This window comes from Streptomyces sp. NPDC002018 (genome assembly GCF_042890865.1).
Classification (GTDB): Bacteria; Actinomycetota; Actinomycetes; order Streptomycetales; family Streptomycetaceae; genus Streptomyces.
This window is the reverse complement of the sequence record NZ_JBIASO010000004.1, coordinates 342147-355414: the sequence shown is the minus strand read 5'-3', so window position 1 is coordinate 355414 and position 13268 is coordinate 342147. Positions and strand designations below refer to the sequence as shown.

8 protein-coding genes are annotated in these 13268 nt (G+C 71.5%); 6 read left to right on the top strand and 2 right to left on the bottom strand.

Going from position 1 to position 13268, the window contains the following annotated elements:
• Positions 1-5 precede the first annotated feature (5 nt).
• The 5 genes from ACFYYH_RS09125 (at position 6) to ACFYYH_RS09105 (ending at position 9515) form a co-directional block, all read left to right on the top strand.
• A complete protein-coding gene (locus tag ACFYYH_RS09125) occupies positions 6-3035 on the top strand; it encodes a SpoIIE family protein phosphatase (protein WP_388547908.1) in 3030 nt (1009 codons plus the stop codon).
• Between the two features lie 214 nt (positions 3036-3249).
• The gene (locus ACFYYH_RS09120) at positions 3250-4602 is read left to right on the top strand and encodes a glycosyltransferase family 2 protein (protein WP_388547905.1); all 1353 of its coding nucleotides are present in this window, start codon (positions 3250-3252) and stop codon (positions 4600-4602) included.
• Positions 4599-6608, top strand: a complete 2010-nt coding sequence (locus ACFYYH_RS09115; RefSeq protein ID WP_388547903.1) for a right-handed parallel beta-helix repeat-containing protein — start codon at positions 4599-4601, stop codon at positions 6606-6608. Before ACFYYH_RS09120 ends, ACFYYH_RS09115 begins: the two co-directional genes overlap by 4 nt.
• A 219-nt stretch (positions 6609-6827) precedes the next feature.
• Positions 6828-8063 (top strand): hypothetical protein, encoded by a 1236-nt coding sequence (locus ACFYYH_RS09110; RefSeq protein WP_388547900.1) that lies wholly within the window; start codon positions 6828-6830, stop codon positions 8061-8063.
• 123 nt (positions 8064-8186) lie between these two features.
• A complete protein-coding gene (locus tag ACFYYH_RS09105) occupies positions 8187-9515 on the top strand; it encodes a UDP-glucose dehydrogenase family protein (protein ID WP_388547898.1) in 1329 nt (442 codons plus the stop codon).
• 101 nt (positions 9516-9616) lie between these two features.
• Here ACFYYH_RS09105 and ACFYYH_RS09100 read toward each other — a convergent pair whose 3' ends face one another.
• Both ACFYYH_RS09100 and ACFYYH_RS09095 read right to left on the bottom strand, forming a co-directional pair.
• Positions 9617-10669 (bottom strand): alpha/beta hydrolase, encoded by a 1053-nt coding sequence (locus ACFYYH_RS09100; protein WP_388547896.1) that lies wholly within the window; start codon positions 10667-10669, stop codon positions 9617-9619.
• Between the two features lie 190 nt (positions 10670-10859).
• Positions 10860-11603 (bottom strand): SDR family NAD(P)-dependent oxidoreductase, encoded by a 744-nt coding sequence (locus ACFYYH_RS09095; protein WP_388547894.1) that lies wholly within the window; start codon positions 11601-11603, stop codon positions 10860-10862.
• Between the two features lie 517 nt (positions 11604-12120).
• Here ACFYYH_RS09095 and ACFYYH_RS09090 point away from each other — a divergent pair.
• Positions 12121-12753 carry a TetR family transcriptional regulator gene (locus ACFYYH_RS09090; RefSeq protein WP_388547892.1) on the top strand — a complete coding sequence of 211 codons (633 nt, stop codon included), beginning with the start codon at positions 12121-12123 and terminating at the stop codon, positions 12751-12753.
• Positions 12754-13268 lie beyond the last annotated feature (515 nt).

Here is a 13268-nt window from a genome sequence, read left to right as displayed (position 1 = left end):
TGCATATGAACGAGCGGCTGGCTTTGCTGAATGCCGTGGACGCCGTTCTTCCGGAGACCGAGGTGCTGCGGCTCGCTCTACAGCAGGCGGTCGCGGAGCTGAACGGCCTCGGCGGGGTGGTCCATGTCCGTGGGTCGGCCAATCCCCAGCGCATGTATCTGGTGGCCGCCAGCGGGCTGCCCCGGACGTTCACCCGGTCGTGGGACGGGATCGCTGACGGCGCGCCCGAGGCCCCGGTCCTGGCCGTGCGCAAGGCCGTCACCCTCTGGCTGCCCGACCCCGCGGGGCCCGGTACGGGGATGGTGTCCGTACCCCTCATGTCCCGGAACGGACCCTTCGGAGCGCTCTCCGTGGTGACGACCGCCCCGGCCGAGCCGACCGCCGTACAGCGGGACACGCTGCGGGCCGTCGCGGACTGGGCCGCCGAACGCCTCCGACGCGCCGAGAAACCCGTCGCCACGCCCCCGGATCAGCAGGCCGTGCCGGGGGCGCACGACGTCACGGGTGCGGAGGGCGCGCCCGAGGCCCTCTCCATACCGGGGGCACCGGACCCGCGCGGACCCGGGGCACCGGATCTGCCGTCGCCCCAGAACGCGGCGGAACGGAACGCGGCGGAAGGGCAGTCCACCCCCGACACGCCCTCCACCCCGGGCGGGCCGGGGGTGGAGGACGTGTCGGGGGCGCAGGACGTCCTCAGGGCGACCCGCGTCGGCTCCTGGGAGCTGCACGCGCCCACCGGGCTCCTCCAGGTCGACGAATCCCTTCTGGAGATGTTCGGTATCGATCCGGACACCTACGACGGCAGGACCGAGACCTGGATGAGCATCATCCATCCGGACGACCAGCCCTGGGTGGCCAACGAGTGGAACCAGGCCGTGAGCACCTCCGGCCTGATCGACCTGGAGTACCGGGTACGCCGCCCCGACGACGGAAGCCTCATGTGGGCCCATGTCCGGGGGCGCGCGGAGTCGGACGGGAACGGACGGCCGTACCGCGTCGTGGGCACGGCGTGGGACAGCACCGAGTCGGGCATCGGGCGGGACGCCATCCGCCGCGCCCTGCGCTTCATGAGCGACGGATTCCTGTCCGTGGACGGCGCCTGGCGGATCACCTTCGTCAATGTGGAGGCGGAGCGGCTGCTCGGCTCCTCCTCCCGCCGGCTGGTCGGCACGGTGCTGTGGGAGCTGCCGGTGGTACGCCGGGTCCCCGGCCTGGAGTCCCGCTGCCGCGAGACCGCCGCGGGCACGACGGCCATCGGGTTCGACGCGGAGTGGCCGGACACCGGCCGCTGGTTCCATATCCGGCTCGTCCCCGTCCCGGACGGTCTGGCCTGCTACTTCGCCGACATCACGGACCGCAGACAGCGCGAGGTGGACCGGGCGACGGCCGAGCGGCAGGCCGCCGAGCGGGCGACCCGGATCCAGGAGCTGACCGCCGGCCTGGCCGAGGCGATCACCACCCAGGACGTGACCGACGCCGTCGCCCAGGGGGTGCTGCCGCCGTTCGGCGCCTCCGGGCTGATCATCCAGGTCAACGAGGACGACCGGATGTGGATCGTCGGAAGCGTCGGCTATCCGAAGGCGTTCCTCGACAAGGTCGACGGCTCCTCCACATCGCAGAGATCCCCGGGCGCCGACCGTCTGCGCACCCGTGCCCCCTGGTTCTGCGCCTCGGTGGAGGAGTACGTACGGACCTACCCGGAGCACGCCGAGCGGCCCGACGCGATCGGCAAGCAGGCCTGGGCGTTCCTGCCGCTGATCGTCTCCGGGCGGGCGATCGGCGTCTGTGTGATCGCCTTCGACCAGCCGCACCACTTCACCGACGAGGAACAGACGCTGCTGATGGCGGTCAGCGGTCTGGTCTCGCACGCGCTGGAACGGGCCCGGCTGTACGACGCCGAGCACAGCCGGGCCCAGCAGCTCCAGCGCACGCTGCTGCCACGGGCGCTGCCGTCGCTGCCCGCCGTCACCGCCGCGGCCCGCTATCTGCCCGCGGGGCAGAGCATGGACGTCGGCGGCGACTGGTACGACGTCATACCGGTCTCCGGCTGCCGCGTCGCCCTCGTCATCGGCGATGTCATGGGGCACGGGCTGCCGGAGGCGGTCACCATGGGGCGGCTGCGCACCGCCGTACGGACCCTCACCGACCTCGAACTGCCGCCCGACGAGATCCTGAACCATCTCAACGACCTGATCTCCGGGCTCGGCGACGACTCCTTCGCCACCTGCCTCTACGCGGTGTACGACCCCACCAGCGGTATCTGCACCTTCGCCCGCGCCGGCCATCCGCCGCCCGCCGTCGTCGGCCCGGACGGCACCGTGTCCTTCCCCGCGTCGGCCCCCGATCCGCCGCTCGGGGTGGCCGAACCGCCCTTCGAGACCGTGGAACTGGCGGTGCCCGAGGACGGGCTCCTCGTCTTCTACACCGACGGTCTGGTCGAATCCGCCTGCCGTGACATCGACGCCGGGATGTCCCGGCTCGCCGAACTCCTGGGCGACCGGCCGGGCGCGGATCTGGACACCCTCTGTGACGCCCTCACCTCCGATCTGCTCCCCGCCGACCAGCAGAACGCCGACGACACGGCGCTGCTCGTCGTACGCGCCCACCGGCTGGCCCCCGACGACGTCGCCACCTGGTCCCTGCCCGACGACCCGCAGTCGGCGGGCACCGCCCGGAAGTTCGTCGGCGAACAGCTCGCCGCCTGGGATCTGGAGGACCTCGCGGCGACCACCGAGCTGCTGGTCAGCGAGCTGATCGCCAATGTGGTGCGGCACGCCAGGGGCCCCGTACGGCTGCGTCTGCTGCACAGCACGACACTGGTCTGCGAGGTCTACGACGGCAGCCCCACCACCCCCCGCATCCGGCGTGCCACCGAGACCGACGAGGGCGGCCGGGGCCTCCAGATGGTCGCCGCGCTCTCCGAGCACTGGGGCACCCGGTACACCGCCACGGGGAAGTGCATCTGGACCGAGCAGCCGCTGGTCCTGCCGGAGACCGCGATGCCGCCGGTGCCCGGCCTCGACGAGGTCGCCTGAGGCCCCGACGGGCGGAATCCGGACCCGGTTTCCCCGGTGCCACGCTCACCAACGGTGACCGAGGTGTGGGGGTTTACGGAGAAGAGTGAGTGAATCCTGCGTTTCCGGTGTGAAGAGACACTCACACTGGCCCTACATTTTCTCGTACAGTTGCGCGTCACGCGCATAGCTGACCAAAACGTCAGTAGCCATGTGGGGTGGGGGGCCGGGTTAGGTGTCGGGCTTTTTCGACGAGATATGGTCGTGGATCGTCACGGCGGCGGGCGAGACCTCGTGGCGCGAGGTGATGCCGCTCGGCCTCGCCGGTGCCTTCGTGTGGGCCCTGTGGCTCTACCGGGCGGTGCTCTCCCGTTTCGCCCGGCCGGTGGTGAACGACTACCGCACCACGGTCTCGGTGGTGGTCCCGGCCTACCGGGAGGACCCGGACATCCTGATGGACTGTCTGGAGACCTGGCTGAACCAGGACCCGGCCGAGATCATCATCGTGCCGGACGTGGAGGACACGGAGGTACTGCGCAGGCTGGCGCAGGTGGAGGACCCCCGGGTGCGGGTGCTCGCGTTCGAGCACCGCGGCAAGCGGTCGGCGCTGGGGGTGGGCATCCGGGCGGCGACGAGCGAACTCGTCGTCCTGGTCGACTCGGACACCCGCTGGCAGCCGGGGCTGCTGGCCGCGGTCCAGATGCCGTTCGTGGACCCCGAGGTCGGCGGCGTCGGCACCCAGCAGAACGTCTACCTCCGGGGCACCAGCGTCTGGCGGCGGGTGGCCGACTGGCTGGTCAACCTCCGCTACTACGACTACGTTCCGGCCATGGGCCGCGCGGGCGCGGTGGCGTGTCTGTCCGGCCGTACGGCGGCGTACCGGCGCTCGGCGGTCGAGCCGGTGCTGGAGAACCTGGAGAACGAGTTCTTCCTCGGCCGCCGCTGTGTCGCCGGCGACGACGGCCGGCTGACCTGGCTGGTGCTGGCCTCCGGATACAGGACCGTGCACCAGTCCTCCGCGCGGGCGCTGTCGATGTTCCCGTCGTCGTTCTCCGCCTTCGTCAAGCAGCGGGTGCGCTGGAGCCGGAACTCCTACCGCTGCTATCTGACCGCCCTCTACAAGGGCTGGCTGTGGCGGGTCCCCCTGGTCACCAAGATCACCGTGCTCCAGATCCTGCTGACGCCGGTGACGATGGGCATGGCGCTGGGCTATCTGCTCTTCAGCCGGCTGGAGCTGAACGGGCGCGGTGTGCTGCTCGTCGTGATCTGGCTCGTCGCGGGCCGCGGCATCCGCGGCTACTCCCATCTGCGCCGGTATCCGCAGGACCTGTTCCTGCTGCCGCTGCTGGCGCTGGTGGTCATCATGATCTCGCTGCCGATCAAGCTGTACGCCTTCCTCACCATGAACAAGCAGGGCTGGCTGACCCGCACCAGCACCAGCGTGGGCGGCCAGGGGCAGGACGCCGCGTCCCTGCTGGGGTCGGAGCGTGCGGGCGCGGTCCCCGGCGCGGCCTCCGTGCCCGGCCAGGCTTCGGCCGACGCGGGTTCCTCCGACGCGGTGTCCCGGGCAGGGGTGGCCCAGAGATGACTGATCAGCACAGATATGAGCACGGCGCGGGCGGGTACGGACGGTTCGCCCGGCGGAGCCCGCGTACCGCGCGGCTCATGACCGTACTGCCCCTCGCCCTGGCCCTCTTCCTCGGTGCCCCGGCGCCCGCGGCCTTCGCCGCGCCCGGCGACGGCGGGGACGGGAAGGACGGCCGGCCGGTCACCACCGCCGAGGACGCGGAGAACGAGACGGCGCTCGTCGCCGCGGAGGACCACCGGCTCGACCAGGTGCGCGCGGTGGCCGCCGTGGCCCCGCTCAAGGGCAAGAAGTGGACCCGGCCCTACCGGCTGGAGACCGCGGGCGGATACACGCTGGTGTTCACCCCGCGCACCCAGCCGTACGGCGTCTCCGACCTGCTCAGGTTCGCCCCGCAGACCTTCGTCCGCAGCAAGCGCGACGGCTCGTACCTGCTGACCGAGAACATCTATCTGCTCGCCGGGGCGAAGCTGAAGCTGTCCAGCCCCGGCGGACTGACACTGCGGCTGGCGAGCAACAGCAGGGGCTTTGTCTCCATCGTCTCGTTCGGCGGCCGGCTCACCCTGGAGGGCACCCCGCAGGCGCCGATGCGGATCAGCAGCTGGGACCCCAGCGCCAACAAGCCCGACACGGACGTACGGGACGGGCGGGCCTATGTGCGCGCCATCGGCGGCCAGTTCTCCATGACCCATGCCCAGGTCTCCGATCTGGGGTTCTGGAGCGGACGCACCGGCGGTCTCAGCCTCACCGGCACCGACCGGCCCGACACCGGCAACATCAAGTACGCGGACGGCGACCAGGACCTCAACCGGCGCGAACTGGCGGAGGCCGACGACAAGGCGGAGCGGGAGTCGGAGCAGACGCCCCACGCGGGCGGGGTGATCGCCCAGCCCGCGGGTGAACTGGCGGCGCCGGACAGCCGGTTCTCGGTACCCGATCTGTCCTATGTGTCCGCCGAGATCACCAACTCGACCATCACGGGCAACCTGTTCGGACTGTTCCTCTCCGGCGCCACCGGAGCCAACATCATCAGGACGCGGGTCAGCAACAGCCTGGAGGACGGGGTGGTGCTGCACCGCGGTGTCACCAATGTGGTCGTCGACCGCACCGTCTCCCAGGGCAACGGCGGCGACGGCTTCGTCCTGTCCCGCGCCACCCAGCAGGTCCGGGTCACCGGTTCCAAGGCGCTGTCCAACGGCGGCAACGGCTTCACGCTCAGCGGCCGCCCACTGGCCGGCGGTCCCTCCGCCTCCGGTGAGTCCATCAGCAGCTACGGCTCCAACTCGGTGTCGGACAGCACCGCGCGCGACAACGGCCGGTACGGCATCGAGGTCTTCGGCGGTGTGAACGTCGGCGTGCAGAACAACGAGGTCGACGGCGGCGACATGGGCATCGTGGCCCGCGAGGACGCCACCAAGGTGGCCATCACCGGCAACCGTCTCACCGGCCAGACACGGCAGGGGATCTCGGTGCGCGACGGGGTGTCGGCGGCCACCGTCACCGGCAATATCGTCGAGGGCACGGAAACGGGTGTCTATGTGCGCGACTCGCAGGCCGAGGTCCGCGGCAACACCGTGCAGGACGCCACGAACCACGGCATCTCCCTGGTGGGCGCCATCGACAAGTCCACCGTCTCGTACAACGTGGTCGCCGGGGTCGGGCCGAGCGCGCTGGACACCAGCCGGGCGCACGGCAAGGTCACGGTGAAGGAGAACCAGACGTTCGCCTGGCACGACACCAGCGCCTTCTGGGTGAAGTTCCGCCACTACGCCAGTCCGATGACCCTGCTCTGGGTCTCCATCCTGCTGCTCATCCTGGTCTCCGCGCTGCTCGGCGCCCGGCGCGGCAACCGGCGCGGCGGTGTGGAGGCGCTGGGTGTCCATCCGTACGCCGACAAGAAGCCGCTGCCCAGCGCACCCGCCACGGAGGTGGGTACGGAGGCCGACGCGACCAGGCCGAGGGGGCGCCACCGGGTTCCGGCGATGACGGCCGGCCCCGGTCCCACCTAGCGACCGGTCCGCCGGGGCCGTGACCGGTCCCGGCGGGGCCGCACCTGGTCCCGCCCGGGGCCGGGGTCCGGCCGGGGTCCCGGCCCTGTCGGGTCCGCGTTCCGCCCGCCCCGTCCCTCTCGGGGCCCGCCCCCGTACTCGGGTCCCCGTCCCCCCGGGGCTCCGGGCCCATCGAGCCCCCGTGCCCACCACGTCACCGCGAAGCCGGAGTCACCGACGATGTCATCCACGCCGCCCCCGCCCCAGGCCCCGCCGCCGGCCGGGCCGCCGGACCCACCGCAGCCGCCCCACAGGACCTGGCTGTCCGGCGGACCGGCCGTCTGGCTCTCCGGGGCCGCGCTCGTGGTCGCCCTGGTCGCCCTCGCCGTGGCCCTCACCGGGGGCGACGACGGCCCGGGGGGCGAGGTGAGCGCCGGGGCCACCACGGCGGGACCCAACGCCACCTATTCCACCCGGCCCGGCAGCCTGCCCCCCGACCCGGCCGAGCCCGACCCGGTGGTCACCGACGACCCCGCCGCCTCCCCCGGCACGGGTGGCGCGGCCTCCCCCGCGCCCTCGGGGCAGGTCCAGTGCCCGCCCGCCTCGGTCACGGTGAACGACGCCCGCTCCCTGGAGGAGGCACTCGACCAGGCGCGGCCCGGGGACAGCATCCTCCTGTCCGACGGGGTCTACCGGGGGGAGTTCACCGCGAAGACCCCCGGGACCGCCGAGCGGCCCGTGTTCCTGTGCGGGGGCCCCGGCGCGGTCATCGACGGCGACGGCGTCAAGGGCGGTTACGCCCTCCACCTCGACGGCGCGGGCTACTGGCGGCTGGTCGGCTTCACCGTGCGCAACGGCCAGAAGGGCGTGATGGCGGACCGGGTACAGGGAGCGGTCATCCAGGGCCTCACCGTCGAACAGATCGGTGACGAGGCCATCCATCTGCGCAACTTCAGCTCCGACAACGTGGTCAGGGACAACACCGTCCGCTCCACCGGGCTGCGCAAGGACAACTTCGGCGAGGGCGTCTACATCGGCACCGCCAAGTCCAACTGGTGCACGGTCACCGACTGCCGGCCGGACGCGAGCGACCGCAACGCGGTGATCGGCAACCGCATCAGCGGCACCACGGCCGAGTCCATCGACATCAAGGAAGGCACCACCGGCGGCAAGGTCGTCGGCAACACCTTCGACGGCTCGAAGCTGAGCGGCTCCCACAGCGACTCCTGGGTCGATGTGAAGGGCAACGGCTGGCTGATCCAGGACAACACCGGGCGCCATGCCCTGGAGGACGGCTTCCAGACCCATCAGATCATCAAGGGCTGGGGCACCCGCAACACCTTCCGGGGCAACACCGCACAGGTGGACGGGCCCGGCTACGGCTTCCATCTCACCTCGGACGGCAACAAGGTCGCCTGCGACAACAAGGTGACCGGCGCCGCCCGGGGACTCGCGAATGTCGACTGCGCCTCCTGACCGGCGCGTACCCGGCACCGGCGTCCGCTCCTTCTCCGCCGCACCCGCCCGTCCCCGCGCTCACCCCGCTCACCCCACCGTCCCCCCGCTCACCCGACCGTCCCCGCGCTCCTGGAGGCCAGCATGACCACCCCGTCCCCCCGTCTCACCGTCATCGGCACCGGCTATCTCGGAGCCACCCACGCCATCTGCATGGCTGTCCTGGGCTTCGAGGTCCTGGGCGTGGATGTGGACCCCGTCAAGATCGAGCGGCTGCGCTCGGGCGAGGTGCCCTTCTTCGAGCCCGGTCTGCCGGAACTGCTCGCCAAGGCCCTGGACTCCGGCCGACTCCGCTTCACCACGAGTTCCGAGGAGGCCGCCGAGTTCGGCGACATCCACTTCATCTGTGTGGGGACCCCGCAGCAGCAGGGCTCCTACGCGGCCGACCTGACCCATGTCGACAGCGCGGTCACCTCGCTCGCCCGGCATCTGCGCCGACGCGCGCTGGTGGTCGGCAAGTCCACCGTGCCGGTGGGCACCGCGGCCCGGCTGACCGAGCTGGTACGGCGGGTGGCCCCGGCCGGGGCGGAGGTCGAACTCGCCTGGAACCCGGAGTTCCTGCGCGAGGGCTATGCGGTGGAGGACACCCTGAGGCCCGACCGGCTGGTCTTCGGCACGGAATCGGAGTGGGCCGAGCAGCAGCTCCGGGCCGCCTTCGCGCCGGTCATCGCCCAGGACACCCCGGTGGTGGTCACCGATCTGCCGACGGCGGAGCTGGTCAAGGTCGCGGCCAACTCCTTCCTCGCCACGAAGATCTCGTACATCAACGCGATGGCGGAGGTCTGCGAGGCCACCGGCGCCGATGTCACGGGTCTCGCCACCGCCCTGGCGTACGACGACCGGATCGGCGGCCGGTTCCTGAAGCCGGGGCTCGGTTTCGGCGGCGGATGCCTGCCCAAGGACATCAGGGCCTTCACCCACCGCGCCGAGGAACTGGGCGTCGGGCAGGCCGTCGCCTTCCTGCGCGAGGTGGACGGCATCAACCAGCGCCGCCGCGCCCGTACCGTCGACCTGGTACGCGAACTGACCGGCGGTGAACTCACCGGCGTCCGGGTGACCGCGCTGGGAGCGGCGTTCAAGCCCGACTCCGACGACATACGCGACGCCCCGGCGCTGGACGTCGCCAGAACCCTCCACCAGGCGGGCGCCCGGGTCACGGTCGTCGACCCGGCGGCCGTCGAGAACGCCCGGCGCGCCTTCCCGGAACTCGACTACGCGACGGACGCGATCACCGCCGCCGCCGGCGCGGATGTGGTCCTGCTGCTCACCGAGTGGTCCCAGTTCCGCGAGATCGACCCGCGGGCCATGGGCGCGGTGGTGGCCCGGCGCCGGATCGTCGACGGCCGCCATGCCCTCGACCCGGTGCAGTGGCGCGCGGCGGGCTGGGAGTACCGCGCCCTGGGCCGCCCCTGATCCCCGGCACGGGGACGGGATCCCCGGCACGGGGACGGTCCGGCCCCGGGAGTTGTCAGCGGCGGGCACCGGGAGTTGTCAGGAGCGGGCCCCGGGAGTTGTCAGGGGCGGGGTGCGTCGCCGTCGTAGAGGGCGTCGATCCAGGACGTCGTGCGCCGGAAGGCGGCCTCGGCGAGCGGGGTGCCCATGTTGGTGAAGGCATGGGCCGCCTCGGGCCAGATGTCGAGGTCGGCGCGGTTCCCGGCGAGCCGCCACAGCGCGGACAGGAAGACGGAGTCGTCGCGCAGGGGGTCGAGCGCCCCGACCGTGAACAGCGCGGGCGGCAGCCCGGTCAGATCGGCGTAGAGCGGGGAGAGGGCCGGGTCCTTGCGGGCGGCGGTGTCCAGACCGGGCAGGCCGAGGGCGGTCAGCCCGTCGAGCCAGGTGCGCGGCAGGACGAGGGTGGTGTCGTCCGCGGCGCGCACGCTGGGGGTGAACGACAGGTCGTAGGCGCCGCAGTCGAGCAGCGCCCCGTCGAGCAGGGCGAAGGCGGGCTCGTCCGCGTCGCGCAGGCGCAGGGTGACGGTGGCGGCGAGATGGCCGCCCGCGGAGATGCCGCCGATGAGGAGGCTGTCCGTGCCGAAGCGGTCGCGCGCCTGGGCGGCCGCCCAGCGGGCCGCGGCCAGGCAGTCCTCGATCTGGTCGGCGATGCCCGCCTCGGGGACGAGCCGGTACTCCGGGCTCACCACGGCCACCCGGCAGTGGCGGGCGATCCGGTCGTTGAACGACTCGTCGTCCTCCGGGGTGCCCGCCGCCCAGCCGCCGCCGTGCAGACGCAGGAACACCCCCCGTACGGGACCGTCGGGGACGAACACCCGCAGCCGCAGATCGCCACCGGGGCCGGGGACGGTGATGTCCTCGGGGGTCAGCGCGGACGAGGGCTGAACCGGCGAGGTCAGCGCGCGCAGCACGGCCAGTCCCTCGGGGGTGGTCACATCGGGTTGGGGCATCTGGGCGAGTACGAGATTGGCCTCGCGCTGCGCGTCGAGCAGCTCGGGATCCAGACCGGTGACCACACCGCCGGTGAAGGAGACCGGGGAAGGAGCGGTGGCGGTGGACGTGGAGGAGGAAGCGGTGGACGTGGGGGAGGCTGGGGAGGTGCAGGAGGAGAACATGACGGATCGCCCTTTCCGGACGGTTGGGGACAGCGGGACGGACGCACGTGGGACGGACATGGGACGCATGTGAGAGGCACGACGGGGACCTGAACGGCCGTAGCGGCACGAACCGGTGGGATAACGGGCCGGGCCCGGCGGGAACCACGGCCGCGGCGGGAACCACGGCCGCGAGACGGCGGGGCCGGGGTCAGGCGAGGAGGCCGCCGTCCACGGAGAAGTGCGTCCCGGTGATGTAGGACGCCGCGTCCGAGAGAAGGAAGCAGACCGCCTCGGCCGTCTCGGCGGGCAGCCCGGCACGCCGGGCGGGAATGCCCTGCTCGATCGTGCGGGTCGACTCGGGATCGGTGGCCGACATCGGGGTCGCGATCACCCCGGGCTGGAGTTCGTTGATCCGCACACCGCGCTCCGCGTAGTCGACGGCGGCCGACCGCGTCAGACCACGCACGCCGTGCTTGCTGGCGGTGTAGGCGGCGTAGTGGGTGAGCCCCCGGTCCCCATAGACGCTGGAGACATTCACGATCGCCCCGCCGCCCGCGGCCGTGATGGCGGGGATCTGGTACTTCAGCCCGTAGAAGACCGCCGACAGGTTGACCGCGACCGTGGCGTTCCAGTCCTCCACACCGAGGTCGACCAGTTCGCTGTTGCCACCCGACACCGCCGCGTTGTTCACCGCGAGATGCAGTGCTCCCCACTCGGTGACCGTCGCCTCGACCGCCGCGCGGACCTGTTCCGCGTCGCTGACGTCGGCCGGGATCTCCAGCGCGCGCCCGCCCGCCTCCCGTATACGAACGGCGACCTCCTTCAGCACCCCCGGCCGACGCCCCACCAGAGCCACCGCCGCGCCTTCCCGCGCCAGTTGCTCCGCCGTGGCCGCGCCGATACCGCTCCCGGCGCCGGTCACCAGCGCCACCTTGCCCGTAAACCTCCGCATGACAGAGAAACCCCTTCTCAGACGGTCGGTCGCTGTCGACCAACCGGATAGTTGAAGTGAAGCAGCGCATCCACCAATGCGTCAACTACCCAGTTAGTAGAACTCAGCGCACCCGGCGGGACAGGGGCCACCTCCCCGCACACAGGCCAGGTGAACACCACATCGGAGACAGTCAACGATCTCTCAATCAACTAACCGTACAGTTGACATCAGAGAATCCCGATGCTTCCATCCTCCTGACCGGACGGTCGAGACGGACCGAAAGGACTCCGGCGGCACGGCGGTCCCGCCGAAGATTTCGCGCTCCGGCGATCCGCACGCGGCTCCCGCGACTTCCCGGGCCTGGGCGACCCCCCGGGCTTACCATGAAAGTAACTATATGGTTAGTCACTTCTGGCGCGCCGCTCATCCACCCGACACCCGACGGGCCGCCCCCACCAGGACTTATCCGGCGCCGACAAGGGGAAAGGGGGCACCTTTCATGTCATCCATCCGGTTAGTAGGTTACGCTGGGAGGATGAAACGAGATGCTCAGGCCACCCAGCGGCGACTGCTGGAGGCCGCCGCCGAGGAGTTCTCCGAGTACGGCATCGCGGGGGCGCGGGTGGACAGGATCGCCGCCGCCGCCCAGAGCAACAAGGCCCAGATCTACCACTACTTCGGCAGCAAGGAACGCCTGTTCGACGCCGTCATGGACGCGATCGTGAGCAGCACGGCGAGCGCCGTCCCCATCGACGTCGGCGATCTGCCCGGATACGCGGGCCGGCTCTTCGACCGCTACGAGGACAGCCCGCAGATCGCCCGGCTCGCCACCTGGTACCGGCTGGAGCGGACGGTCGCGGCAGATCAGATCGAGGTCCTGGCGGACACGATCCACGACGAACTGGAGCAGATCCGCCAGGCCCAGGTGGCCGGCACCCTGCCCGCCCGATACCGCCCGGCCGATCTGCTGAATCTGGTGCTCCATCTGTCCTTCCTGTGGGCCTTCGTGTTTCCGGAGCTCCAGGGCCATCTCAAAAGGAACTCCCGCGACCACCGCCGCCGGGTGCTCACCGACGCGGTGTCGGCCCTGCTGAGGGACGAGGACGCCGATTCCGCCGACGGAACGGACCAGGCAGGGGCGGACGAGCCGGCCCCGTCCTCGCACTGACCGCGCGAGATCCCCCGCGGCAACACCCGACGCACCCCGTCGCCCCGACCCTCGTCGCTCCGAGCCGCCGCCGCTCCGAGCCTCGTCGCCCCGAGCCTCGTCGCTCCGAGCCCCCTCCCCCGCCGCCCCGGTGCGCCCCGCCCGTCGTCCTTGAAGCAGGACGGTCCGGGGCCCCGACGGGCCCGCGCGTCACGTCGGGTGAACACGTCACCCCGGCAGCGCCCCCGGTCGAGCCCCCGGACCGTCATCCGGTCGAGGCTCCCGGATCGCCGCTCCCGGACCGCCGCTCCGGTCGAAGCTCCCGGGCCGAGATGCGTCCCCTCATGACGCCGAACGCCGCGTAGAGCCCAACCCCCCTTATTTCCGGCGCCCGTTGCCCCGTGAATCAACCGGGACGCGCCAACAGCCCGCCCGTCGTGCGAGAACCGTTGACAAACCGGTGACATGATTGGAACCTTTGACTCGCAAAAACATGGATAACTAGCTCAATTTTTTGCACTCATCCTGCAACTTCG

Excerpts from the sequence above, each read along its gene's own strand:
- ACFYYH_RS09110 (WP_388547900.1), top strand. The coding sequence starts at position 6,828 with ATGTCATCCACGCCGCCCCCGCCCCAGGCCCCGCCGCCGGCCGGGCCG.
- ACFYYH_RS09090 (WP_388547892.1), top strand. The coding sequence starts at position 12,121 with ATGAAACGAGATGCTCAGGCCACCCAGCGGCGACTGCTGGAGGCCGCC.
- ACFYYH_RS09125 (WP_388547908.1), top strand. The coding sequence starts at position 6 with ATGAACGAGCGGCTGGCTTTGCTGAATGCCGTGGACGCCGTTCTTCCG.
- ACFYYH_RS09105 (WP_388547898.1), top strand. The coding sequence starts at position 8,187 with ATGACCACCCCGTCCCCCCGTCTCACCGTCATCGGCACCGGCTATCTC.
- ACFYYH_RS09100 (WP_388547896.1), bottom strand. The coding sequence starts at position 10,669 with ATGTTCTCCTCCTGCACCTCCCCAGCCTCCCCCACGTCCACCGCTTCC.
- ACFYYH_RS09095 (WP_388547894.1), bottom strand. The coding sequence starts at position 11,603 with ATGCGGAGGTTTACGGGCAAGGTGGCGCTGGTGACCGGCGCCGGGAGC.
- ACFYYH_RS09115 (WP_388547903.1), top strand. The coding sequence starts at position 4,599 with ATGACTGATCAGCACAGATATGAGCACGGCGCGGGCGGGTACGGACGG.